The organism is Vibrio sp. EA2 (assembly GCF_033042495.1).
GTDB lineage: Bacteria > Pseudomonadota > Gammaproteobacteria > Enterobacterales > Vibrionaceae > Vibrio.
This window is the reverse complement of record NZ_JAWLID010000001.1, coordinates 893,428-917,942: the sequence shown is the minus strand read 5'-3', so window position 1 is coordinate 917,942 and position 24,515 is coordinate 893,428. Positions and strand designations below refer to the sequence as shown.

General features: G+C 44.6%; 16 protein-coding genes. 14 read left to right on the top strand and 2 right to left on the bottom strand.

The features are described 5' to 3' along the window. Positions 1 to 56: 56 nt before the first annotated feature. Complete coding sequence (rnb, locus tag RXX31_RS04045) at positions 57 to 2,060, bottom strand: exoribonuclease II (RefSeq protein WP_317587810.1); 2,004 nt, start codon at positions 2,058 to 2,060, stop codon at positions 57 to 59. Positions 2,061 to 2,672: 612 nt separating this feature from the next. Here rnb and RXX31_RS04040 point away from each other — a divergent pair. From RXX31_RS04040 to RXX31_RS03970, 14 genes are all read left to right on the top strand, one after another. Then, entirely contained in the window at positions 2,673 to 3,608 is a 936-nt protein-coding gene (locus RXX31_RS04040) for a universal stress protein (RefSeq protein ID WP_317587809.1), read from the top strand. Between the two features lie 560 nt (positions 3,609 to 4,168). After that, complete coding sequence (gene mbhE / locus RXX31_RS04030) at positions 4,169 to 6,775, top strand: hydrogen gas-evolving membrane-bound hydrogenase subunit E (protein WP_317587885.1); 2,607 nt, start codon at positions 4,169 to 4,171, stop codon at positions 6,773 to 6,775. Further along, positions 6,775 to 7,131 (top strand): Na+/H+ antiporter subunit C, encoded by a 357-nt coding sequence (locus tag RXX31_RS04025; RefSeq protein ID WP_317587807.1) that lies wholly within the window; start codon positions 6,775 to 6,777, stop codon positions 7,129 to 7,131. Before mbhE ends, RXX31_RS04025 begins: the two co-directional genes overlap by 1 nt. Then, a complete protein-coding gene (locus tag RXX31_RS04020; RefSeq protein WP_317587806.1) occupies positions 7,128 to 8,624 on the top strand; it encodes a proton-conducting transporter membrane subunit in 1,497 nt (498 codons plus the stop codon). The genes RXX31_RS04025 and RXX31_RS04020 overlap by 4 nt, the downstream gene beginning before the upstream one ends. Next, positions 8,621 to 9,097, top strand: a complete 477-nt coding sequence (locus RXX31_RS04015) for a Na+/H+ antiporter subunit E (protein ID WP_317587805.1) — start codon at positions 8,621 to 8,623, stop codon at positions 9,095 to 9,097. Before RXX31_RS04020 ends, RXX31_RS04015 begins: the two co-directional genes overlap by 4 nt. Beyond that, complete coding sequence (locus RXX31_RS04010; RefSeq protein ID WP_065298408.1) at positions 9,090 to 9,368, top strand: cation:proton antiporter; 279 nt, start codon at positions 9,090 to 9,092, stop codon at positions 9,366 to 9,368. Before RXX31_RS04015 ends, RXX31_RS04010 begins: the two co-directional genes overlap by 8 nt. Next, positions 9,368 to 9,664 (top strand): monovalent cation/H(+) antiporter subunit G, encoded by a 297-nt coding sequence (gene mnhG / locus RXX31_RS04005; protein ID WP_317587804.1) that lies wholly within the window; start codon positions 9,368 to 9,370, stop codon positions 9,662 to 9,664. The genes RXX31_RS04010 and mnhG overlap by 1 nt, the downstream gene beginning before the upstream one ends. 420 nt (positions 9,665 to 10,084) lie before the next feature. After that, positions 10,085 to 10,801, top strand: coding sequence for a DeoR/GlpR family DNA-binding transcription regulator (locus RXX31_RS04000; protein WP_317587803.1), 717 nt, complete (start codon positions 10,085 to 10,087; stop codon positions 10,799 to 10,801). A gap of 273 nt (positions 10,802 to 11,074) precedes the next feature. After that, a complete protein-coding gene (gene fucI, locus RXX31_RS03995; protein ID WP_317587802.1) occupies positions 11,075 to 12,823 on the top strand; it encodes an L-fucose isomerase in 1,749 nt (582 codons plus the stop codon). A gap of 42 nt (positions 12,824 to 12,865) precedes the next feature. Continuing rightward, positions 12,866 to 14,320: an L-fuculokinase gene (gene fucK, locus RXX31_RS03990; protein WP_317587801.1), complete on the top strand. Its 1,455-nt coding sequence runs from the start codon at positions 12,866 to 12,868 to the stop codon at positions 14,318 to 14,320. An 86-nt stretch (positions 14,321 to 14,406) separates the two neighbouring features. Further along, the gene (fucA, locus tag RXX31_RS03985; protein WP_317587800.1) at positions 14,407 to 15,054 is read left to right on the top strand and encodes an L-fuculose-phosphate aldolase; all 648 of its coding nucleotides are present in this window, start codon (positions 14,407 to 14,409) and stop codon (positions 15,052 to 15,054) included. Between the two features lie 15 nt (positions 15,055 to 15,069). Then, entirely contained in the window at positions 15,070 to 16,218 is a 1,149-nt protein-coding gene (fucO, locus tag RXX31_RS03980) for a lactaldehyde reductase (RefSeq protein WP_317587799.1), read from the top strand. A gap of 293 nt (positions 16,219 to 16,511) precedes the next feature. Next, positions 16,512 to 22,433, top strand: coding sequence for a PAS domain S-box protein (locus RXX31_RS03975; RefSeq protein ID WP_317587798.1), 5,922 nt, complete (start codon positions 16,512 to 16,514; stop codon positions 22,431 to 22,433). A gap of 6 nt (positions 22,434 to 22,439) precedes the next feature. Further along, positions 22,440 to 23,546 carry a two-component system response regulator gene (locus RXX31_RS03970; RefSeq protein ID WP_317587797.1) on the top strand — a complete coding sequence of 369 codons (1,107 nt, stop codon included), beginning with the start codon at positions 22,440 to 22,442 and terminating at the stop codon, positions 23,544 to 23,546. Positions 23,547 to 23,582: 36 nt separating this feature from the next. Here RXX31_RS03970 and RXX31_RS03965 read toward each other — a convergent pair whose 3' ends face one another. Beyond that, positions 23,583 to 24,452 carry an AraC family transcriptional regulator gene (locus RXX31_RS03965; protein WP_317587796.1) on the bottom strand — a complete coding sequence of 290 codons (870 nt, stop codon included), beginning with the start codon at positions 24,450 to 24,452 and terminating at the stop codon, positions 23,583 to 23,585. Positions 24,453 to 24,515: the final 63 nt, after the last annotated feature.

Below are 24,515 nucleotides of genomic sequence, written 5' to 3'. Positions count from 1 at the left end.
GTTAAGTGAGCAATAAAAAAGGCGCTTTGAAAGCGCCTTTTGTGTTTTTATTTTATTTATTCACTAACAGTCTGTTCTGTTTGTGCTTTTGGTGGCTCAGCGAATACCTGGGTCGGTTTCGCAACTAAACTGCGGTTTTCTTGGTTTACATCGGCCAAGACCACTTCCAGCGTATCACCCAGTTTGTACACCACTTCTTTATCGATAGAGATCGTGCCGTTGTCACCGTTACACTCAATGCGTTCTTTATTGTCAACAATCAGTGAGCCAGGAATAAATGCCGCTGCGCCGTTTTCAAGCAGGCGAACACGTGCACCAGCACGATTGATATCAAAAATCTCACCGTTGTAGCGAGTCTGTTTGCTTGGCTCGCCGGCAAGGGTGCGGGCGTATAGCCAATCAGACACATTGCGCTCAGCGATTTTGTGGTGCTTACGGTGTAGTGCCAGTTCTTCACCAACCTGATCATCAGGCTTTTGAACCGGCTCTTTGTCGAGAATAACCGCTTTTAGCATACGGTGGTTGATCATATCGCCGTATTTACGAATTGGTGATGTCCAGGTCGCGTAGATATCTAAACCCATTGCGTAGTGAGGAAGAGGCTGATTGCCGACTTCACTGTACGCCTGGAATTTACGAATGCGGTTATCCAAGTATGAAGTTTCCTGTGTAGACAACCAGCGACGCAACGCTGCAAAGCCTTCCAGTGTCGCGATTGAGTCAGCCGTGAAGCCATGTGTGCCTTCAGGATCAACTAACTGAACCACTTCTTCGATTTTTTCAGCTTTCAAACCTGAGTGAGTATTAAACACACCCATTTCAAACTTTTCGCGCAGAATGCGGCCAGCACAGATATTCGCCGTAATCATAGACTCTTCAACAAGACGGTTCGCGCTACGACGCATGTCAGCATGGATGGCGATAACATCATTGTCTTCACTCAGTTCGAAACGGTAATCCGGACGATCTGGGAATACGACAGCGTTCTTTTCACGCCAGTCGGCACGAGCAAGGGAGAAGTCATACAGATCGCGTACGATGGTTGCGATATCTTCTGTTGGCTGCCATTGTTCAGAGCTGCCATTTTCAATCCAGTCAGACACGTGGTCATACGCAAGACGAGCGTGAGATTTAATGTTCGCGGCAAAGAAGTGGATGTCGTCACCAACCACACCATCTTTACTTACGGTTACAGTACAGCAAAGCGCAGGGCGAGTTTCCCCTTCAATCAGAGAACAGAGATCATCAGCAAGATCGCGAGGCAGCATTGGGATGTTACGACCAGGCAAGTAAATAGTATAACCGCGTTCGCGAGCTACTTTGTCCATTTCATCTTCTGGAGTAATGTATGCAGTAGGATCGGCAATCGCGATAGTCAGTTCAAAATCACCAGACTCTGTTTTCTTCGCGTGCAATGCGTCGTCCATATCTTTGGTGGATTCACCATCGATAGTCACGAATGGCACGTGAGTCAGATCAACGCGCTCTAATTCTGCGTCGTCTTTTAGTTGCCAATTTTCAATACCAGCAGGCTCAGAGTTTGGAAGATCGTTTTGTGCCAAGGTTACCCACCATGGTGCGATTTTATCATCGGCATCAGTGATTTTTTCTGAGATTTCGACAAAGAAAGTATTGTCCCCTTTAAGAGGGTGACGAATAAGGTGAGCGACAACCCAATCACCTTCATTGAAGCTATCTGGTTTTAGGCCTTTCTTCAGTTTTGCTTTCAGAGAAAGCTTTTTCAGTTGAGGGTGGTCAGGGACAACATTCAGCTTACCTTTGAACATTTTTACACGGCCAATAAAACGCGTAAGTGACTGTTCTAGCAGCTCTTGTGGTTCTGCAACTTCACGTTCATTCTCTGTGCGAATAATCGCGACCACTTTGTCGCCGTGAATGCACTTTTTCATGTACGCTGGTGGAATGAAGAAGCTGGTTTTGCTGTCCACTTCAAGGAAACCAAAGCCTTTATCTGTTGCTTTGATGGAACCTTCTTTTTTAGGAAGGTTTTCTTGCATTTGCTGCTTAAGTTGGGCTAATAGCGGGTTATCTTGAAACATCTTGATTTTCTGTCTGATTGCTTTTAATAAATTTATTGGCTGTTTTAGCTTTTTAATCGTTTACCTCCAATGAGAGTAAACGTAAAAAAGAGCTCGGTGAAAGCAATAAATTTACCGAAATAGTTACTGAGACACATGTTACTTGGCATAGAAATGATTGTATAGTGATCATTGTGTTCATCTCGATATTGAAGCGCGCTTTTCTGGCTCAGAAATTCAAGCAAAACCTTCGTATCTAATCCCTCGTCACTACCTGTAAGGCCAATCACTTAACGACTCTTAGAGGGTCATTCCAGCGAGCTTCAGCGAGACTAGGAATCTAGTATCAGCGCGCTGAGAATATTGACAAATACCTTTGGTAACAAAGTGCTCTGATAGAAGACCATGAATCACGCTCCTTCGTCGCTGCCCAGGGCGACGGTAGATTGGAATATTCTGCTCATTGTTAAGTGGCCTCACGATATGTTCTCTCTGCTAAAAATCGTAACGCATGAAAAACAAGCCTGTACTAGGATCAACGTGTAATGAATGTTTATATTTACTCGTCGTTACAATCGTGAGCTAGAAAAAAAACTTCCATTGGTTAAAATCTAATCAATCAAGGAGGCATGTATGAAACGGTTTGAGAATATACTTTTTGCGACTCAAGGACTTCCTGGACATAGTGACGCGTTAGGGCAAGCCATTAGAATCGCATCCAATGATCACGTTAACGTGTCTGGTCTTATTGCTTGTCCAGACTTCCCAAGCCACTTGGTTCAATATCAACAGGCGTATGAGAAGTCTCTGTATGACTCTCTACTGGAACGTGTAGAAGCTTTGCGTCTTGAATATGAGGTCTCGAAAGAGCAAGTGCCGTTTCCTCTCGCAGTGAAAAGCAGCGCGCAGCCAGCTGTTTGTATTATTAAAGAAGCCATAGCCCACCATAATGACTTGATCATCAAAGAGGCCGAGCCTATTGATGAAGGCTCAGAAGGTTTTAAAGCGCTCGATATGACGCTGCTGAGAAAATGCCCTTGTGCGGTTTGGTTACATCGACCAATCAACAAACCGAGAAATAAACGCCGAATTGCGGTGGCGATTGATCCAATGAGAACGAGTGACGAGCAACACGCGATGTCACTGCGATTATTAGAACTCTCGCGTTCAATCGCCGACACATGTGACAGCCGACTGCATATTATTTCTTGCTGGGAATACTACTTAGAAAACTATTTACAAGAAAATGATTGGTTCCAGGTTGATGAAGCTGAACTTGCTGATGAAGTGTCTCGTGCAAAAGTGAAACATGAGCAAGCATTGCAAAGCCTTATCGAGGAATCCGGTATTTCTGGTGAAATAGTGGTCCACCTTCTTCACGGCAAACCCGACAGCCAGATTCCTGATAGTGCTGATGAACTCGAAATCGATGTGCTTGTTATGGGCACACTCGCCCGAACCGGCATCTCTGGGTTCGTCATTGGTAATACTGCAGAAAATATCCTGCAATCCATTAGTTGCTCTTTAGTCGCGATGAAGCCTGAAGGATTTGTTTCACCGATTGAGTAACTCAATATTCATTAAAACGTCAAGGAGAGTCACTAACGTCTACGTTTTTACCACGAAGCTTTAAGTGCTTAAAGGAGGGTGATATGAAAGCTTTTTGTCCCATTTGCCGTACTGAAATGGTTGAACGTGCGCACGTTCTTGTATGTCCGAGAAATGATATTGGGGATTGTTGTTATGATCCGCTCAACATACCGCAGGACGAGGTTACAGCAACGCTAAATCATACAAATACATTCAGCGATACGCGTAGCTACGTTGTCCCTGACACTAAGTAGTTCGAATTATTAGGAATTAAAGTCTACTTTTGAAGTAGATAAGATGCAGTTTGATGCTCATGAATTTTGTTCATCGCTTAGTACCATACAGTCCGTTCATCTGTCTTGCTCGGACTGTATTCTATCCTCAAACGGTTGGCTTTTAAGAGGTCGAGAACACGTTTATGTCGTGAGTATTCAAGCCACTTGATTGTGTTGAACGCATTGAAGGTATGGATGGCGACATTGAACAAAGTTAATGGCAGAAGTCAAAGTCAAAACTCAAAAAAGTGCACGCCGCTTTTGATGATCTTTCCTTTGCTACCGATAATTATCTTACTCTTTGTTTTGAGTTGGTATCGCCCCGAAGGAGTGAGTTGGCAGGGAAGTTGGGTTCCGGGTCTTGATGTCAATTTAAGTTTTCGTCTCGATGGTTTGTCATTCCTATTTGTGTGTTTGATTTGCGGCATCGGTGCACTAATACAATTCTATTCGCTTGCCTATATGCGTAGCCATGCGGCGCGCTTTTCCTTCCATGTCTATCTGACGTTGTTCATGCTTTCTATGTTAGGCATTGTCGCCAGCAACAACGTGCTGCTGATGTTTGTTTTTTGGGAACTTACGACTATCACCTCGTATTTACTGATCGGCTTTAATCATGAGAAAGAGGAGTCACGTGAAAAGGCGTTACAGTCGCTTTTGACCACAGGGGCTGGAGGGTTAGCTCTATTAGCAGGTTTGATTATTTTGGGACAAATGGCCGGAAGTTATGAGCTGAGTGTTATTGTCCAACAATCGACGCAAATTGCCTCTCACCAATGGTTTTTAGCTTCCCTTATATTGATTTTCCTCGGTGTGTTCACCAAGTCAGCGCAGTTTCCATTTCATTTCTGGTTGCCCAATGCGATGGCTGCCCCCACGCCAGTAAGCGCTTATCTGCACTCCGCCACCATGGTAAAAGCGGGCGTGTATCTTCTCGCGAGACTCTCTCCGGCTTACTCGCAAAGTGATATTTGGTTTTACACTTTAAGCATTGCAGGCGGTTTTACGGCTATCTGGTGTGGTTTGTTGGCATTAAAGCAGACGGACTTAAAGTTAATGCTTGCCTACAGTACCAATGTCGCACTGGGTAAGCTCGTTTTGTTAATTGGAATGGGAACAGAGCTCGCTTTGACCGCCGCACTGTTGTTCATCCTGGCGCATTCATTTTATAAAGCCGCTCTGTTCATGGTGGTCGGAAACATTGATAAAGCAACTGGAACGAGAGATATAACAAAGCTAAACGGACTGAAAGCCGTACTTTCTTTAAGTTTGGTAGCTGCGACATTGGCGGCGTTGTCTAAAGCTGGTGTACCACCATTATTCGGTTTCATGAGCAAAGAATATATGTATAAATCGGGCCTTGAGGTGAGCAGTGTGGTGATTGGTTTGTTGCTCGTTGTTAATGTAATCATGGTGGCAGTAACGATTGCATTTATCTATAAACCGTTTTTTGCTCAATCTCATCACGAGCCAACCCCTGCGAAAGGAGTCGAGTCAGACAAAGGTTTATGGATTCCTCCGCTTATACTGTCAATCGGCGGATTGATTGTGCCAGTGTTGGGGCTTGGTTGGATTAATCAGCATGTCATTATTCCCGGGGTCTTAACGAGTCTTCCAACATCGAATCCGGAGGCCACTAAGTTATGGCACGGCGTCAACTTTCCGTTGTTATTGAGCGCTGTGACCTTAGTTCTGGGGTGGGCGCTTTACGCGATGTATTCGCAGCGATTTGCCAAGTGGTATAAAAGCGCCTTTATAGTCCCGGCTGCGGAGCAAGTGTTTAATCACCTTGTTAACGGTGTTATACGTTTGGCTACCTGGCAAACCCAATGGCTCCAGCAAAAACGGTTAAGCAATTATGTGCTTATTTTTAGCCTCGTTCTGGCCATCGTGTTGCTCAGTCGTCCATTAGATATCTCAGTCGCTCGTTTTACCGAGCTGTTTGCTATCAACTTCTACGAAATAACGATTGCTCTGTTACTTGTGGCAGCTGTGTCGGTATGTACGTTCTCCAAATCTCGTTTGTTATCGGTGTCAGCCCTTAGCGTGGTGGGGTTTATGACAACACTCGTGTTTATGTTGTACAGCGCGCCCGATGTCGCAAAGACCTTGTTGTTAGTCGAAACCCTGATGGTGGTATTTTTGGTCTTGTTGATGCGCCACATGCCGAAATTGACCACTGTGCGTGATCACTCTAAACGGCGTCGCTTATTGCATGCGGTTATCGCCGGGATAGTCGGACTGTCTGTGAGTGTTGCGCTCATCAACATCACCTCTCAACCGTTTGACCCAATGTTGTCCGATTACTTTATGCAAAATAGTCTGCCAGAAGGCCATGGCCGGAACATTGTCAATGTCATCCTGGTGGACTTTCGTGCCATCGATACGTTAGGAGAGGTGGTTGTGGTCGTGATGGCCGGCATTGCGGCGACAAGTTTATTTACCACCCCAAATCACAAGCATCCTCCTGTTCATTCAATGATCTTTTCTACCACGGCTCACATTGTCTTTACATTGATGTTGCTGTTTTCTCTGTATTTGCTGTTGCGGGGGCACAACGAACCGGGAGGTGGGTTTATTGGCGCACTCATTGCGGTGATAGGGTTTGCGCTAATGATGTATGCAGAGTCGCCCAAGTACGTAAGGGACCGTTTGTACTTTTCACCATTAAGTATTGCGATGTTCGGTATTTCACTCAGCTTTATGGCAGGGCTATTAGGCTTAGCTCTCAATCTTCCATTCCTGACCGGATTGTGGTGGAAGGACATTCTGCCGCTTGGGACACCATTGCTATTTGATGTGGGCATTTATTTTGCGGTCATTGGTGGTGTGATGGGTGTGTTGTTACATGTGAATGAGGTGCTCGACTGATGGAAGTTCTGTGGAGTTTGGTCGTTGGGGTGTTTGTTGCTGCAGGGATTTATCTGTTACTCGAGCGGCATATATTGAGAGTCTTGTTTGGGCTGATTTTATTAAGCAGTGCTGTGAATCTGGCCATATTGACGGCCGGGCGTTTAACCATAGGTATCCCCGCACTGATTGAGTCAAACGCGCAACTCCCACCAGATGGCGCCGCTAACCCGTTACCTCAGGCACTGATTTTGACGGCAATCGTGATTGGTTTTGGTTTGCTGGTTTTTGCGCTGCTGTTGTTCTATCGGGCTTATTCAGAAACAGGATCAGCAGATGTTGATGACATGCGACGGTCGGAAGAGGAGGGGGAATGACGACGATCTGGCTAACTTTACCTATCGTGATTTCACTCCTGACTGCTGTCGCGGTGTTTATCGCGAAACGTAAAATCTGTCTTGCTGAACGAATTAGTGTCGCAAGTGCTTTATTGACGGTGTGTGCCGCAGCTTTTCTGACCCAAGATGTAATACAGCATGGGCCAGCTGCGGTGGCTTTCGGCCAATGGCTCGCCCCTTTTGGCGTTGTGTTTGTTGCAGATTTACTTACGGTTGCCATGGTTATGGTAACGGCGGTGATTGGTCTCATCTGTGTGCTTTATGCGGTTGGTGATCTGCAAAACAAACCATCATACGGGACGTATCACGCGCTGATACATGTCTTACTTGCAGGGGTTTACGGAGCATTTCTGACTGGTGACATCTTCAATCTCTATGTCTGGTTTGAAGTGATGCTTATTGCCTCCTTTGGCCTGATGGTCTTGGATGCTAACAAGTCTCAGATTGATGGTGCGGTGAAATACGTGATATTGAACCTGATCTCGACGTTATTTTTCCTGCTAGCGATAGGCTTGTTATACGGGGTGACCGGGACGCTAAACCTAGCAGACCTTCACGCTAAAGCGGCTTTGATACCATCCGACACCAAAACCTTACTTGCTGGTCTGTTTTTATTTGCTTTTTCTATAAAAGCAGCACTGTTTCCTTTGTTTTCCTGGCTTCCAGCCTCTTACCACACCTTACCGAGCGGTGTGGTTGCCCTGTTTGCTGCTTTACTGACTAAAGTCGGCGTATACACATTAATACGTGTGTTTACGTTGGTTTTTCCTTTGGCAGAAAGTGGTTGGCAATCAACGTTGATGTGGATAGCTAGTTTGACAATGTTGACGGGCGTCTTAGGGGCGGCGAGTCACTACGACATAAAAAAAATCCTTTCATTTCATATCATCAGCCAGATTGGTTACATGATCATGGGGCTCGCCATTTACACGCCATTGGCGATGGCTGGGGCTATTTTTTATATCGTTCATCATATTCTGGTGAAGGCGAACCTGTTCTTAATTGGAGGCTTCGTCGAGCGTAAATACGGTACCAGTCAGCTTAAGCAATTAGGTGGTGTATATAAAGCGATGCCCTGGCTGGCCTTGTTATTTTTCGTTACAGCATTCTCTTTAGCTGGCTTTCCTCCACTATCCGGCTTTTGGGGCAAGTTCTTAGTAATAAAAGCGAGTATACAAACAGAGGGCTATTGGCTTGCAGGAACGGCTTTGCTGGTGGGATTGTTAACGGTTTTTTCCATGAGCAAAATCTGGAATGCTGTGTTTTGGAAAAAGCAGACAAGTGAGGTTGACGTGCAAATTATGACCAGGTCGACCACGTACTTATATTGCATTCCTATTGTAACCTTGACGGTGATGAGTTTGATCATCGGTCTGGTTGCAGAGCCATTTTATCAATTTGCTGTGCAGGCTGCGCTTCAACTGCTAGATCCCACAGAGTATATTCAGGCCGTATTGAGAGGTGGGCAATGATTTACTTTTTTCTCAACCTCTTCCTCGCAGTAGCATGGATGCTTTTAAACGGCACCTATACCAGCCTCAACTTTATATTTGGCTTTATGGCCGGGTTCTTTGTATTGAGGCTAACCCAGCCATTCGGAATCAAAAGTCGTTACTTTCAAGTTTTCATCTCACTGGTAAGGTTAGTGAGCTACTTCTGTTTCGAGTTGATCATGTCTGCCGCTCAGGTGATGTGGGATGTGTTAACGCCAACCCATTTAAGTGAACCGGATATCATTTACGTACCACTCGATGCGAAGTCGGATATAGAAATCACACTGCTTGCGAATATGGTGTCATTAACGCCAGGTACGTTAAGTTTGGATATCACACCGGATAAAAAGCATCTTATAGTGCATGCCATGTTTGCTCCAGAACACGAGAAAGTGATCCAAGACATCAAAGGTGGATTAGAGAAACGGATATTGGAGGTGACGCGTGGATAACTGGCTGCAGTTTAGTATTTTCTTTGCTTATGGTGGGTTGTTGCTAAGCGTAGTTATGGCGTTGGTACGTTTGGTTCTGGGCCCCACGTTGGCAGACAGAGTCGTCTCACTTGATCTTATCTCGTTTGTCACGATTGGATTTATTGCTGTTTATACCCTGGATAGTGGTCAAGAGACGTTGTTAGATATTGCTATCACACTTGGTTTGGTGGCGTTTCTCGGCACAATCGCATTTGCTCGAATGATAGCAAAGAGAAAAGGGGGAGAGTAATGGAAGTGGTCATTGGTATATTGCTGTGCATTGGCACCTTATTTTTTCTTATCGCCAGCTTGGGAATCGTTCGAATGCCAGATCTATACACTCGTATGCACGCGGCAACAAAAGCGGGTACTGTTGGTGTGGCATCATTGCTTTTGGCAGTAGCCATCGCTATTCCTGATGCCACGGTGATTTCCCGCGCTGTGGGTACCATGTTGTTTATTTTCCTCACCGCATCTGTTGCTGCACATTTATTAGGCAAAGCCATGAGAAAAAGTGGTTATCGAATGTGGCGAAACCCAAAATAAACACGGTAAACCAAGTCATTACTACTGCTCTGATTATCAGAGGCTCTTTGTTTTTCTTTTTTGATTAGAATTAGTTTTAAACAAGTGGCTAGATACATATCGAATGTAATTTAAATATAAATTCAATAAAAAATAAGTCATTTACGAGTCATATCACATATCTATATCATTTAATCTCTTCTAAATCGTTATTGTCTGCCAGTGCCCGTTTTTGACTGATATATACCAATTGTGATTATTACTTTAAATTATTGTTTCTTATGCCCGATTATCTGGGGAATTGCCCGTTTTTTTGTGGTGTCGTTCTATATTTCGGTCAACTTATTTAAAACTCCCATAAATAACATGAACATTGCCTAACATTTGAATGAGCTAAAAGTTATTATCTGCGGCATGTAAAGGAAATGCAGAAGATAACCAATGAAGTCGATATCTAGAACCAATTACATTTTGAATGTTGTTAACAAGTCCGGAAAGGCATTTGTGACGGACTTGGCTAATGACCTTGATGTTTCGGTTGAGACGATACGCAGAGACCTTAAAGTTCTGGATGAGAAAGGGGAGCTGATACGAGTTCATGGTGGAGCAATAGGGAAAAACTATAAAGATGAAGGAACGTCTTTCAACAACAGAGCGAATCGCAATGTTAACGACAAAATGGATTTAGTCGATCAAGTCATTTCCAATATTTACGAAGGTTCAGTTATTGGTTTAGATGCAAGTTCTTCTAGCTGGCTTGTCGCTCAAGCACTACCTAATATGAGATGTACAGTCGTCACCAACTCCATTAACAATATAAATGTGTTAAGTGGTAAAAATAATATCTCAATAATTAGTTTAGGTGGTTCTTTCTCTGAAAAATACAAAGCGTTTTGTGGGCTTATTGCGAGAAAAACCTTAGCTGAAATGTCACTTGATGTCAGTGTTATATCATGTGTTGGTTTCGATGAGTTATCCGGTGTGTGGGACTCTAATGAATACAACTATGAAATAAAGAAAATGTTCATCAACGTGTCAGAAAAAGTAATCCTCTTAGCGGATAAGAGCAAGTATAAGAAAAAAAGTCTATTAAAGGTCTGCAACTTCGATGAAATAGATATTGTAATATCGAATGCTGATGTTAATACACAGTTCTAATTAATTTTACATAATGTAAAAGCTGTTCCTGTTTCTCGGGAGGGATAGTGACACTTGAAGAAAGTTAAAATGACGGACGTTTTATCATCCACCAATCCAATAAAGTCTAAAAAATATACAAACCAAGTAATAACTAAATCTATATAAATCGAAGCATATTAAGACTGCGTTCATTATCCCGTTAATTGGCTTTGTCTACTTAGTCTTATTTAGCCTTAAAGGCTACCAAATTCAAAAAATAATCTCTCGTTAGTGTGAAATAGAGAATCGAAAATGAAAAACTTAGTAAAAATCGGTATTCGCCCAACCATCGACGGTCGTCGTCTTGGTGTTCGTGAATCTCTTGAAGATCAAACAATGAACATGGCGAACAATCTGGCAAATTTCATCATTGAAAATGTACGCCACGTTAGCGGTGAAAAAGTCGAATGTGTCATCGCAGACACTACCATTGGTGGTGTTGCAGAAGCAGCAGCATGCGCTGAAAAATTCAAACGTGAGAACGTTGGTCTCTCCATTACGGTAACGCCTTGTTGGTGTTACGGCACGCAAACGCTGGATATGGACCCGCATCTACCAAAAGCGATTTGGGGCTTTAACGGCACCGAGCGCCCAGGGGCGGTTTATTTAGCCGCAGCAATGGCTGGTCACGCGCAGCTTGGTTTGCCAGCATTTTCTATCTACGGTGAAGAAGTTCAAGACAAAGATGACACCTCTATCCCAAGTGATGTTCAGGATAAGATCCTTCGCTTCTGTCGCGCAGGTCTGACCGTTGCGACAATTCGCGGTCAGTCTTACCTGTCAATGGGGTCTGTATCTATGGGGATCGCGGGTTCTATCGTGGACCAACCGTTCTTCCAACACTACTTAGGCATGCGCAATGAGTATGTCGATATGACCGAAATCAAACGTCGTCTAGACCGCGAAATCTTCGACAAAGAAGAGTTTGAACTAGCACTATCTTGGGCGAAAGAACACTGCAAAGAAGGCAAAGATTACAACCGCGTACCGATGACCGAAGAGCGTAAAACCGATGATTGGGAAACGGTGGTCAAGATGACCATGATCATGCGTGACCTGATGGTCGGTAACCCGAAACTGGCAGAGATGGGTTACGCAGAAGAAGCGATGGGACACAACGCAGTTGCTGGCGGCTTCCAAGGCCAACGTCATTGGACTGATCACCTACCAAACGGTGACTTTAGTGAAGCGGTGCTTAACTCTACGTTTGACTGGAATGGTATCCGCGAGCCGTTCGCGATTGCGACTGAAAACGACTGCTTGAATGGTGTGAACATGCTGTTTGGCAAAATGCTGACGGGGCAGGCGCAAGTATTCTGTGACGTCCGTACATACTGGTCTCAAGATTCGGTTGAGCGCGTCAGTGGCTATCGCCCTGAATCTGGATTGATTCACCTAATTAACTCAGGCTCGGCAGCACTGGATGGCTGTGGTGAAGCGCGCGATGCGCAAGGCTCTTCTGTCTTCAAACCTCACTGGGAAATGAATGCGCAAGACGCAGAAGCATGTTTAAGCGCAACGCAATGGCCACCAGCCGATGTTGAATACTTCCGTGGCGGCGGTTTCTCTTCCAACTTCCTCACTCACGGCGGTATGCCATTTACGATGCACCGTATCAACATCATCAAAGGCATCGGTCCTGTGCTGCAAATTGCGGAAGGTCACTCAGTGACATTACCAGCCGAGGTACATGAAACGCTCAACGAGCGTACCAACCCAACTTGGCCAACTACTTGGTTTGCACCTCGTATCACCGGAGAGGGTGCGTTTAAAGACGTTTACTCAGTGATGGCAAATTGGGGCGCGAACCACTGTGTTATCACTTACGGCCATGTCGGTGCTGACTTGATTACGCTGGCGTCTATGTTGCGTATCCCAGTTGCGATGCACAACGTCGAAGAGCAAGAGATCTTCCGACCTCACACGTGGACGGCATTTGGTCAGGACAAAGAAGGCCAAGACTACCGCGCTTGCGCAAACTTCGGTCCTTTGTACAAGTAACCACTATCGGCGGGAGACTCTCCCGCCCTTTTAGGAGTCTCTATGTCCGTAGTGATTGTTTTAGATTGTGGAGCGACGAACTTACGTGCTATCGCGATTGATCCCAAAGGGGCAATCGTCGCGTCTCACTTCATCAAAAACGCGACCAAATGCGACACGCAAAATCCAGACTTCCACATCTGGGATTTTGACGACATTTGGCAGAAGTTAGTCGAGTGCGGTAAGCACGTCGTGAATCAAGTCGGCGCGAAAAACATCCTAGCTGTAACGGTAACCACATTTGGTGTCGACGGCGCACCTTTTGATAATGACGGAAAACAACTTTACCCCATCATTTCTTGGAAATGCCCAAGAACGATACCGATGATGAACAAGGTCGAACAAGAGCTTAATCGCTTAGACCTGTATCAAGATAACGGCATTGGTGATTACAGTTTCAATACCCTCTATAAGCTACGTTGGCTTAAAGAGCATCAGCCAAGCGTCTACGCCAAGATGGATAAGTTTGTCTTTATTTCTTCGATGATCACCCACAAGCTAACTGGTGTCATGACCACCGACTACACCATGGCAGGCACGTCGATGCTGACAGACCTTAGCAGCTGTGACTGGAATAAAAAGGCGTTGGACTACCTAGATTTAACACCTAACCACTTTGCGCCACTTGTGATGGCGGGTGAACAGGTGGGTTCACTCAGTCAGGACGCGGCCCAACAATTGGGGTTGGACTCTGGTACGCCGGTCATTTCTGCGGGTCACGATACGCAATTTGCCCTAGTCGGTTCTGGCGCAGAAGAAAACCAAGCATTTTTAAGTTCAGGAACCTGGGAAATACTAATGGCGCGCAGCCAGCGCCCCGCCTTGAATCAACAAGCATTAGCAAACGGCGTTACCGTCGAGCTCGACTCACAAAAAGGTTTGTACAACCCTGCGATTCAATGGCTTTCCAGCGCTGTGGTTGAATGGGTCGCCAAACAATTCTACGGCGCTGAACAAGGGTCTAGCGAGCTTTACACCACCATGATTCAAGAGGCAGAAGATGCGGGCTCGACAGCCGGCGGAGTGGTGTTTAAACCTAATCTAGCAGTTGATGAAAGTGGTATCGGTCAAGGGTCAATAGAAGGCCTTTCTATTCATACTTCGCGTGGCCAAATTGCCCGAGCGGTATTTGAAGGATTAAGCCAACAGCTGAAACAACGTTTTCTTTACCTGAATCAATTATGCCAATTGAGCGACGAGCCAATCGTTGTTGTGGGTGGTGGCACCAAAAATCCGCTTTGGAATCAGCTTCGTGCTAATGCGTTACAGCGACCACTTCATATCGTAGAGCAGGCCGAAGCGACGGTAATTGGTGCAGCGATGTTCGCATTTTATGGCGTGGGCTTTTACCGCTCTGTCGATGAATCTCAACACAATATGCGTCCTAAATTGCGTGTGATCTATCCAGAAGCAACGGCAATCTTAAATCAAATAAAACGGGAGCACAGCCATGCTTAGAGGCAGTCATCCTGCACTTTCGCCAGCGCAACCGGCGACACTCTCATAAAAAGCTTATCCAGCATTTAAATTTAAGGATTAACAAAATGAACAGAATAGAGCTTTCCCAACACATTATCGATACTTGTATCGAAATGACCCGTTTAGGTCTAAACCAAGGTACTGCAGGTAACGTCAGTGTCCGCTTTGATAACGGCATGTTAATCACCCCAACGGGCATTCCTTACGAACAACTGACGCCTGAGCAAATCGTCTATGTTGCGGAAGATGGCACCTTTGAAGAGGGTAAACTTCCTTCTTCTGAATGGTTGTTCCACCTAACTTGCTATCAACATCGCCCAGATATAAATGCCGTGGTTCATAACCATGCGATCAATTCTGCAACGGTCTCTATCTTGAACAAACCAATCCCTGCTATTCACTACATGATCGCAGCATCGGGAACGACTGAAATTCCTTGTGTACCTTACGCGACATTTGGTAGTCCTCAGTTAGCGAAGTACGTGGAAGAAGGCATCTCAAAAAGCAAAGCAATCTTGCTTCAACACCATGGCTTGATCGCAGGGGAAGTGAACTTAGACAAAGCGCTTTGGTTAGCGCATGAAGTCGAAGTATTGGCAGAGTTTTATCTCAAAGCTCTCGCGGTTAACCCAGAAGTACCAACGCTGGATGATGAATCTATGCAGGTGGTGCTGGACAAATTCAAGTCATATGGCTTACGAGTTGAGAAGTAATAAGGAGTAAATAAAATGGCCTTTGCATTAAACCTACCAAAACTGAGTTACGCAGGCGTCGGCGCCGTTGATGACGCGATTTCTACGTTGAGCCAGCAGCCAATTCAGCGAGCATTGATCGTAACCGATGCAAATCTGGTGGAACTGGGAATCTTAGATCATCTGATTGCTCTGTTAGATAAAGCTGCAATCGACTATGTGTTGTTTGACCGCGTGACACCTAACCCGACGGCATCACTTGTGCGCGAAGGTTTGGAAACGTATGTCGATACCGGGTGTGATTGCTTTATCGCGGTTGGTGGTGGTAGCCCGGTAGACTGTGCGAAAGCCATTCGTATTGTGGCATCTAACGTTGGCGATATCGTCGATTTTGACGGTATCGGCAAGGTAAAGTGTGAGGGCGATTTCTTCATTGCGATTAATACGACGGCGGGCACTGCAGCGGAAATGACATCAAACTCAGTCATTACCGATGAAGAAAGACAAGTGAAGATGGTCATTATTGACTCTAAGCAAATTCCTGATATCGCGGTGAATGATCCTACTTTGATGATTAATTTACCTAGTCATTTCACGGCAGCTACGGGTATGGACGCACTAACTCATGCGGTCGAAGCATACGTGACTCCAGGCGCTCACACCCTGACTAAACCAACGGCTTTAGAGGCGATTCGCCTCATTACCCAGTGGCTACCCGTAGCGGTTGAAGATGGTCAAAATATCAAAGCGCGTGAAGAATTGGCTAACGCACAGTTTTTAGCGGGAATGGCGTTCAATAGTGCCGGTTTAGGCTTAGTACATGCAATGGCTCATCAGCCGGGTGCGACACACAACCTACCTCACGGTGTGTGTAACGCGATTTTGCTACCAGAAGTATGTGCGTTTAACGCAGAAGAGCATCCTGAGAGATTCCGTGATATTGCACAGGTAATGGGTGGGAAGACAGAAAGTTTAAACGATAAAGAAGCAGCAGAATTAGCCGTTGATTTAATTCGTCAATTATCTAAGCGCGTTGGCATCCCAGAAGGATTTAAAACCTTAGGTATTAGCCACGATGATTGCAAAAACTGGATAGACAAAGTATTGGCTGATCCATGCTTAGGCGGTAACCCTCGTCAACCAACGCCAAAAGAAATTGAGGCGCTATATATCGCATGTATCTAATCGCTCAATAAATTAAATTTATAGCAGGAGACGCTGTATTATTAGGTTCACGTAGCCTGCTTTAATTTACTTTGCCACATTTAACATGTGGCTTCTTGTCAACTTCAGTCCCCCCCAAAAAAAATGACGTTTTCTTAGTTTGGTTAAGAAGCAGGATCACGCACACATCACCTAGAAGCAACTTAGCTAACATTTTAGAAAATGTTCACCATACTAATAACTTACGTTTGCTACTCTTAACGTTAGAAAGCCTGTATCGGGATCATTCCACTCGGGAATATTAAGAAGCAATGATGAAAATAGTCTTTATTGGGTTGTGTTTCGCTTTGTCATTTTACTCTTCGGTTTTAGCTGCGGCATCAACAGCTGTTGATAATTTGCAGTCCGAGGCGGTAAATAGCACCGTCGTTACCCAGCTTAGCGAGGAAGGAACAAGCTGGTTAACCACGTCAGGGAATGTAGAACCGTTGCTAAAAATCTCAGGATTGGCAACGGCTTTTATCTTCCTCGTGGTGGTGGTGTTGGTTTTGTTCTTAAAACGTTATGCAAAAGACCATTCTTCTCAAATGCTCAATTCGCAAAAGATTCGTACTTTTGGCTTAGTATCATCATCGCTGTTTCTCGTTCTGGTTTGCGTTGTGGCCTATTGGGTGATCGATGATGTGAAGCACAAAACTGTGAACAACGTGAAAGATAACTTGGTGTTTGCACGAGATTCAGCTCACAACATGGCTAAATTCTGGGTACAACAGAAAATTAGGGAGACGGAAAGTTACGTGAATTCGTCCGCTTTTATTGAGTTGGCGCAGCCAATAATTAGTGGTGACCTTGAAGGGGAAGCATTAGAGAATGCACAGGAACGGTTACGCAAGTACTTTCAAGCCACAGAACGAAATAGCGTATTCGCCTATGAAATCGTCTCGCCGGATTACATTAGCCTCTCTTCAAGTGATAACTCTGATGTGGGGAAACCGAGTCATATTGCTGAATTTCATTCCGATTATCTGCGTCGCGTCTTTTCGGGGCGTACTACCTTTATTCCGTCGATATCAATGAGCACTGAGGGCGAATACAAAACTTTGTCCATATCACATGTCGCAAGCCCGATGATAGACGTTGATGGCGATGTTGTTGCAGCCCTTATTTTAGAAGATGATTTAAGTGAAATTTTTTATCGATTTCTTAGTCTTGGTCAACGCATGGGTAAAACTGGAGATACCTATGCATTCGATTCTGATGGCTGGATGTTGTCTGAAAGTCGTTTTCTACCCACGCTTAAGACGCTGGGACTACTTGATGATGCCAGTACGTCAATTCGCAATATAAAGTTAGTCGCTCCTCCGCGGGATTTAACGTTGCAACCAGCCAGCGACTTCTCGCCTGAAAATTATCCTCTTACGTTTATGGCAAGCCACGCACTCAAAGGTGAAGCAGGGTTTAATGTTCAAGGTTATCGAGACTATCGTGGTGTCGAGGTGGTCGGTGCTTGGGTTTGGGACCGGGACTTGGAATTAGGCATCGTATCAGAAATTGATTTGGAAGAAGCGTTCAGTGATTATTTTGAAATAAGAAATATGCTGGTACTGATCTTAGCTATCACACTGTTTATTGCCACAATTTTGGCGAGTATATCTTTGTGGATGGCTAAAGTCGCTAACGATGGTCTGCGTTTATCTAAAAGACACTTAGAACAAAAAGTAGAAGAAAGAACGATTGAGATTAAAAGGGCCCAGGAACGCGTCCAGCTTCTTTTGGATTCGACGATTGAAGGTGTGTTAGAGCTTGACGTACATGGCAACATTGTCTTTTGTAATGACGCAGGAAGCGCGTTACTTGGTTATCCAGCAAATGACATGATCGGCTGGAATATTCATGAGAAGTTCCACCATTCAGACGAAAATGGGGAGCAATACCCGATTGATACCAGTCCTATTACCGCTGCGTATCATCTAGGGCAAGCGAGCCGAGTGAGTGACGAAGTGTTATGGAAAAAAGGAGAGACTTGTTTCTTCGTTGAATACTCCGCGACACCGGTGTTCATTGACGGTGACTTATGTGGGGCAGTCATTGTCTTCAATGATATCAGTCAACGAAAAGAGAGCCTGAAGACGCTTGAGTCAAGAGAAAAGCAATTTCGCACCTTATTGGAGTCTTCACCTGATCCTTTAATCATTGTTAATGAGCAGGGACGCATCATTCTGGTCAACCACCAGGTAGAAGCGGTATTTGGTTACCTTCGAAATGAGAGTATCGGTAAGCATGTAGAGCTACTGCTGCCCCAGAAGGGTAGCGACAATGATAAAGCAGAACTGTATCAATACTTGTCTGCAATCAAATCTGATGATCCAAAACGCAGTGTTAGTGAAGCTCTGGAAATTGTCGTGGAGAAAAAAACAGGTGAGTGCTTTTTTGCTGATATTACGTTTAGTCCAATTGAAATAGAAGACGAAGGTTTGTTAATTGCGTGTAGTGTGCGTGATATTACGGAACATAAACGTTCAGAGCAAGCCATTCAGAATGCTGCAGAAAAGTTTCGCTTTTCGTTGGCCGCTCTGGGTGCGTATTACTGGACTGGCGATTTAGAGTCAACGATAGTCACGTACGACTCACCAACGTTTTTTATCCAATATGGGTACGCTGAGAGTGAAGTACCTACGAATGCGAAGGAGTATGAAGCGCTACTCCATCCAGACGATATGCCCAGGTTTATCGAAAGTTTCCGCAAACACTTACAAGGAATAGAGCCCGTTCACAAGGTTGACTTGCGCATAAAGAGAAAAGATGGCAGTTGGGCTTGGGTTTCTATGGTTGCTCGTGTCGTAGAGTGGGACGCGCGGGGTAAGCCAATAAAAATGGCTGGTCTTTCGGTAGATATCAGTGAGCAAAAAAGTGTGGAACAAAAATTAGAAAAATTCCACAAAGCCGTAGAGTACAGTCCTGCTACGGTTGTTATCACAGATAACAATGGCACGATTGAATACGTCAACCCAGAATTTACTCGTGTTACTGGGTATAGCTACGAAGAGGCGATAGGTGAGAATCCGCGTTTGCTTAAATCGGGGAAAATGCCAGTGGAGTTTTATGATGCGCTTTGGGCGACCATTTTAGCCGGCAATGTTTGGAAAGGAGAAATTGTCAATAAAGTAAAAAGTGGTGACTTTATATGGGAAACTATCTCTATTGCGCCGATCATCTCAGAGAGCGGGCAGATCACACACTTTGTTGCGGTAAAAGAAGACATAACTGAAAAACGCCAAGCTTTAGATGAGCTAGAGCAGCGGAAAACCTTGTTGCGCAGCATCATCGACAATGTCCCAAATATCGTCATTCTCAAAGACCGTGAAGGGAAGCATCTCGTTGTTAATAAATATCACCTCTTGGCGACTGGTTGTGAGTCTGAACAAGTTTTAGGTAAAACCGACGCAGAGTTTCTTGATGTGGAAACGGCGACCAGAATTATGGCTGACGATCAGGCGATCATGAATTCGCACCAACCTAAGACATTCGAAGAGTCAGTGCCACACCCTGATGGGACGCTACATAAATATCTAACCTCTAAAGTACCGCTGCTAGATGAAAATGGTGACGCTTATGCACTTGTCTGTATCGCAACGGATATTACCGAACAAAAAATTCTCGAAAATGCCCTTGTTGAAGAAAGAGAGCAGCTACAGACCATACTTGATACCAGCCCTATCGGTGTGGCGTTTTCAGTAGACGGTATATTTAAATTTGCCAATCCTAAAGTACTTGAAATTGTGGATGCCCAAATTGATCAACCCGCGACCAATATTTACGTCAACCCGGAAGAAAGGGAAAAAATGGTCAGTCAATTAGAGAGTGATGGTCAGGTAAACAATTATGAAATCCAGATGTATTCGCCGGATCACAACATTAGAGACGTTTACGCGAGCTTTATGCCATTACGCTTATTTGGCAGAAAAGGGATCCTTGGTTGGTTACTTGATATAACTGAACGTAAGCAGAGCGAGCGCAAGTTAAGAATCAGCGAAAGTAAGTTTCGTACCATTTACGAGGCGACGGGCGACGCGGTGATGCTTTTCGATTCTGACCACTTTATTGATTGCAACCCTGCGGCACTAGACATGTTTGGTTGCGAGACTGTGGAAGAGTTTACGACATACCACCCAACCGATATTTCGGCCAAATTTCAACCGGATGGTGTTTCTTCATTTACGTCGGCAAAGCACAAGGTTGAGGAAGTCTTAAAAAATGGCACAAGCCGGTTCCAGTGGGTACATCGACGTTTAAATGGTGAAGAGTTTACCGCTGATGTGTTGTTAAATTTGATTGAAATCGAAGATAAACCAATCATTGAGGCAGTCGCTCGCGATATCAGCCAAATAAAACAAGTTGAGCAGGAACTCATGCTTGCAAAAGAGCTCGCGATAGAAACGGCTCAGGCGAAAAGTGATTTCCTGGCAAGAATGAGCCATGAAATTCGTACGCCAATGAATGCGATTATTGGCATGAGTTACTTAGCCTTGGATACGGACCTCTCACCACTTCAAAGGGATTACATCAGCAAAGTCAGTCGTTCAGCTCACTCTCTCCTGGGGATTTTAAACGATATTCTGGACTTCTCTAAGGTAGAAGCAGGAAAAATGGTTGTTGAGAAAGTCGCCTTTAACCTCGACGAGGTGATGAGCAATGTTTCGACTATTTTCAGTCTTAGATGTGAAGAAAAGGGAATAACGCTAGCGTTTAAATCATCGCCAGATGTTCCTCGTTACTTAGTTGGTGACCCATTACGTTTAGGCCAAATTCTTATTAACCTGGTCGGGAATGCTGTGAAATTCACAGATAAAGGGGAAATTACGATTTCTGTGGAGTTGTTGAGGCGAAGTGAAAAACAAGCTGATTTGACATTCTCCGTCAAAGACACCGGAATCGGCCTGACAAAACAACAGATCGAACATCTATTTGATCCTTTTGTGCAGGGCGATGGTTCCACCACCAGAAAATATGGCGGCACCGGGTTAGGCTTATCAATTTGCCGCAAACTCGTTGAATTAATGGGCGGGGAAATTAATGTCGACAGCGTATTTGGTGAGGGAAGTACATTCTATTTCACTTGTCGTTTTGGTATCGCTGATAGCGCGTTTGAAAGCCAAGCGATGCCAAAATTCGATACGCGTTTATTAACAAAGATATCTGGAGCAAAAGTCCTGCTGGTAGAAGATAACGAAATTAATCAAGAGGTTGCCCTGGAGTTGCTGAGAAAGTTACAGCTCGATGTCGATCTGGCCGGAAACGGAGCCGAAGCATTAGAAAAAGTAAAAACATCGGAATATGATGTCATACTGATGGATATTCAGATGCCAGTGATGGATGGCCTTACTGCATCTCAACAGATTCGCCAATTGGGCAAGACCATGCCAATTATCGCAATGACAGCCCATGCGATGGATGAGGATAAGAAAAGAAGCAAGCATGCGGGCATGAATGACTATGTGACCAAACCCATCAACCCCGATTCGTTATATCAGGCACTGATTAAGTGGACGCCTGAGCAAATAGCCAGACACATTAGCGATGAGGTTGCTTTTGATACGGCAGATAACAATTTGGTGATTGCCGACGATCCGAGGCTAAACGTCCAAGAAGCACTTGCGCGCTTGGACGGGAACCGAACCTTGTACTTAAAACTGCTCAAAAAATTTGTCGTCGATCATGCGACGGCCGTAACTGATATACAGGCCTCACTGGATAAGCGAGATATTGATACCGCAATAAGACTGGCTCATACCATGAAAGGGATCGCAGGAAATTTAGGTGCAACAGAGCTCGCTCGTTGTGCAGCTGCGACAGAGCGAGCCCTACGGGATAACGCGATGAAAGAAATCGAATCCTTGTTAGGCGAATTTCAAGCAGCGCTAAAAGAAGCCTTGGAATCAGTCAATCGAGTCATTGCTGATAATGATGATTTGGCTGCTTGCAAGGATGTAGAGTCCGATAAAAGTTTGGATTCAGAGGAGATAAAAGCGCTACTCATCAACCTTCAGCGAGCGTTAGAAGACGATTTGTCAGAAGCAATGAACATTGCCGGTATCCTAGATAAGCAGTTACGGGGGACAGCGTTACGGGAACAAGCGACCAAGCTCGTGAGCAGTTTAGATACATTTGATACCGACTTAGCAGCTCAACTCATTGAGAAAATGACAGCAGCGCTTAACAACCAATCCAAGGAGTGATGATTTATGCAATTGAAACATCAGAAGATCCTAATCGTTGATGATGCGCCAGAAAATATTCAAGTATTGATGGAGCTGCTTAAGAAGGACTACAAAATTATTGCTGCAATGGATGGTCCGAAAGCCATTGAACTAGCGCAAAAAGAGCCTCAGCCGGATTTGATTTTACTCGATATCAAAATGCCAGATATGGATGGATACGAAGTTTGTGTCCAACTCAAAGCCATGCAGCAGACTGAGCATATACCAATCATATTTGTTAGCGCATTGAGTGACGAAAAGCATGAGTTCAAGGGACTTTCTCTTGGGGCAGAAGACTATATCACTAAGCCTTTTTCACCCGCTTTAGTTAAAGCAAGAGTCCGAAATCAACTCATTGCCAAGCAGAATAAAGATGATTTGGAAAAAATGGTGGCTGAACGAACTGAGGAACTACAGCTTACTCAAGCGGTTATGATCGAAAGTCTGGGTACTTTAGCCGAGTATCGTGATCCTGAAACAGGAGGGCACATCAGACGCACTCAGAGTTACGTAAAGGCACTGGCGGTGCACTTACAGAAGCAAGGAAAGTTCAGTGACATTTTAACTGATGATTATATTCAGCTACTTTATATTTCTTCACCTCTCCACGATGTCGGTAAAGTCGCGGTGCCAGACTATATCTTACAAAAACCGGGGAAATTGACCGAAGAAGAATTTGAAGAAATGAAACGGCATACTATTTATGGTTATGAAACGCTGAAGAAAGCCGAATTACGTTTAGGTGAAAATGCTTTCATTCATGTTGCTAAAGAAATTGCCTATACACATCAAGAACGGTGGAATGGGAGTGGCTACCCGCGAGGGTTAAAAGGAGAGGAAATCCCACTTTCTGGGAGACTCATGGCGTTAGCTGATGTTTATGATGCGTTGATAAGCAAACGAGTGTACAAGCCCCCTTTTACTCATAAAAGGGCAGTGGAGATTATTACCAAAGGCGATGGGCGTACCTCACCCGATGATTTTGATCCGACTGTCTTGCAAGCGTTTATCGAAATTCAAGATGACTTCAAACGTATTGCGTTAATGCATGCAGACTTTGACGAAGAAAGAGAGCTCCTTAGCGGGGATTAAAAATAATGGCTCGTTAAGCACGCTGAGACTGGTTTATTAAGCCGTTTTCCTGAATTTGTCTCGAAACTCTTTCGGTGTCAGCTTTTTATATTTTAAAAATAGCCGGTTGAAGTTAGAAAGGTTATTAAAACCAGAGAGCTCTGCGATGAGAGAGACGGGCTTGTCGGTTTGAACTAATAACGAGCAGCCTTTTCCTAACCTCACTTGTGTAATGTAGTTATTTACGCTTTGTCCCATCATTTTTTTGAAAAAACGACCTAGGGTACTTTCACTCATACCGACCAACGAGGCTAACTCCGTTATGGATAATGTTTGGGTATAATTTTCATGTATTGCTTCGAGAAGTTGGCTTAATAAACGTTGCTGGCGTTTATCAGAATCCTGCCTGTCCAGCATTTGGTGCACAGAAATACACTGGTAGTCTTGTGTACTGCTCAACTCATCCAGAATATTCAGTATGCTTGTAAGTCTGTGCATGGGGCTTGCTTCATCCAATGCCTCAAACAACGGCAGTAATTTCTGAGCCACCTCCTTCGAGAAGTTCACGCCGCGATGTGCCTCTTGCAGCAGTGGAGTAAAAGACCGGCATTCCGGAAATAACCGTGTCACCTCATTGATCCACTCAGTGTCGAACCACAGCACATAGACCTTTTGTTCCTGTGTGGCATTCAAACTTGCCCGAGAATGCCACGAATGAGGAATATTTGGGCCAAGCAACATCAAGTCGAAGTCCCCGTACTCTAAGACGGTATCGCCAATATAGCGTTCGCCAGTACTGTTAAGTGTCAGCGTCAGCTCATATTCAGGGTGAAAGTGCCATTCAAATGGAATCGCATCCAATCGACGAATTAGTAGTTGCCAGGAGTTGTCCTGGTTGTATTTGACTTTTTCATACTGGGCTTTCATTAGTAATACAAAGCTGCGTATATCGCTAACTATTAATGACTATAAAGTATCAGTATATGCTGT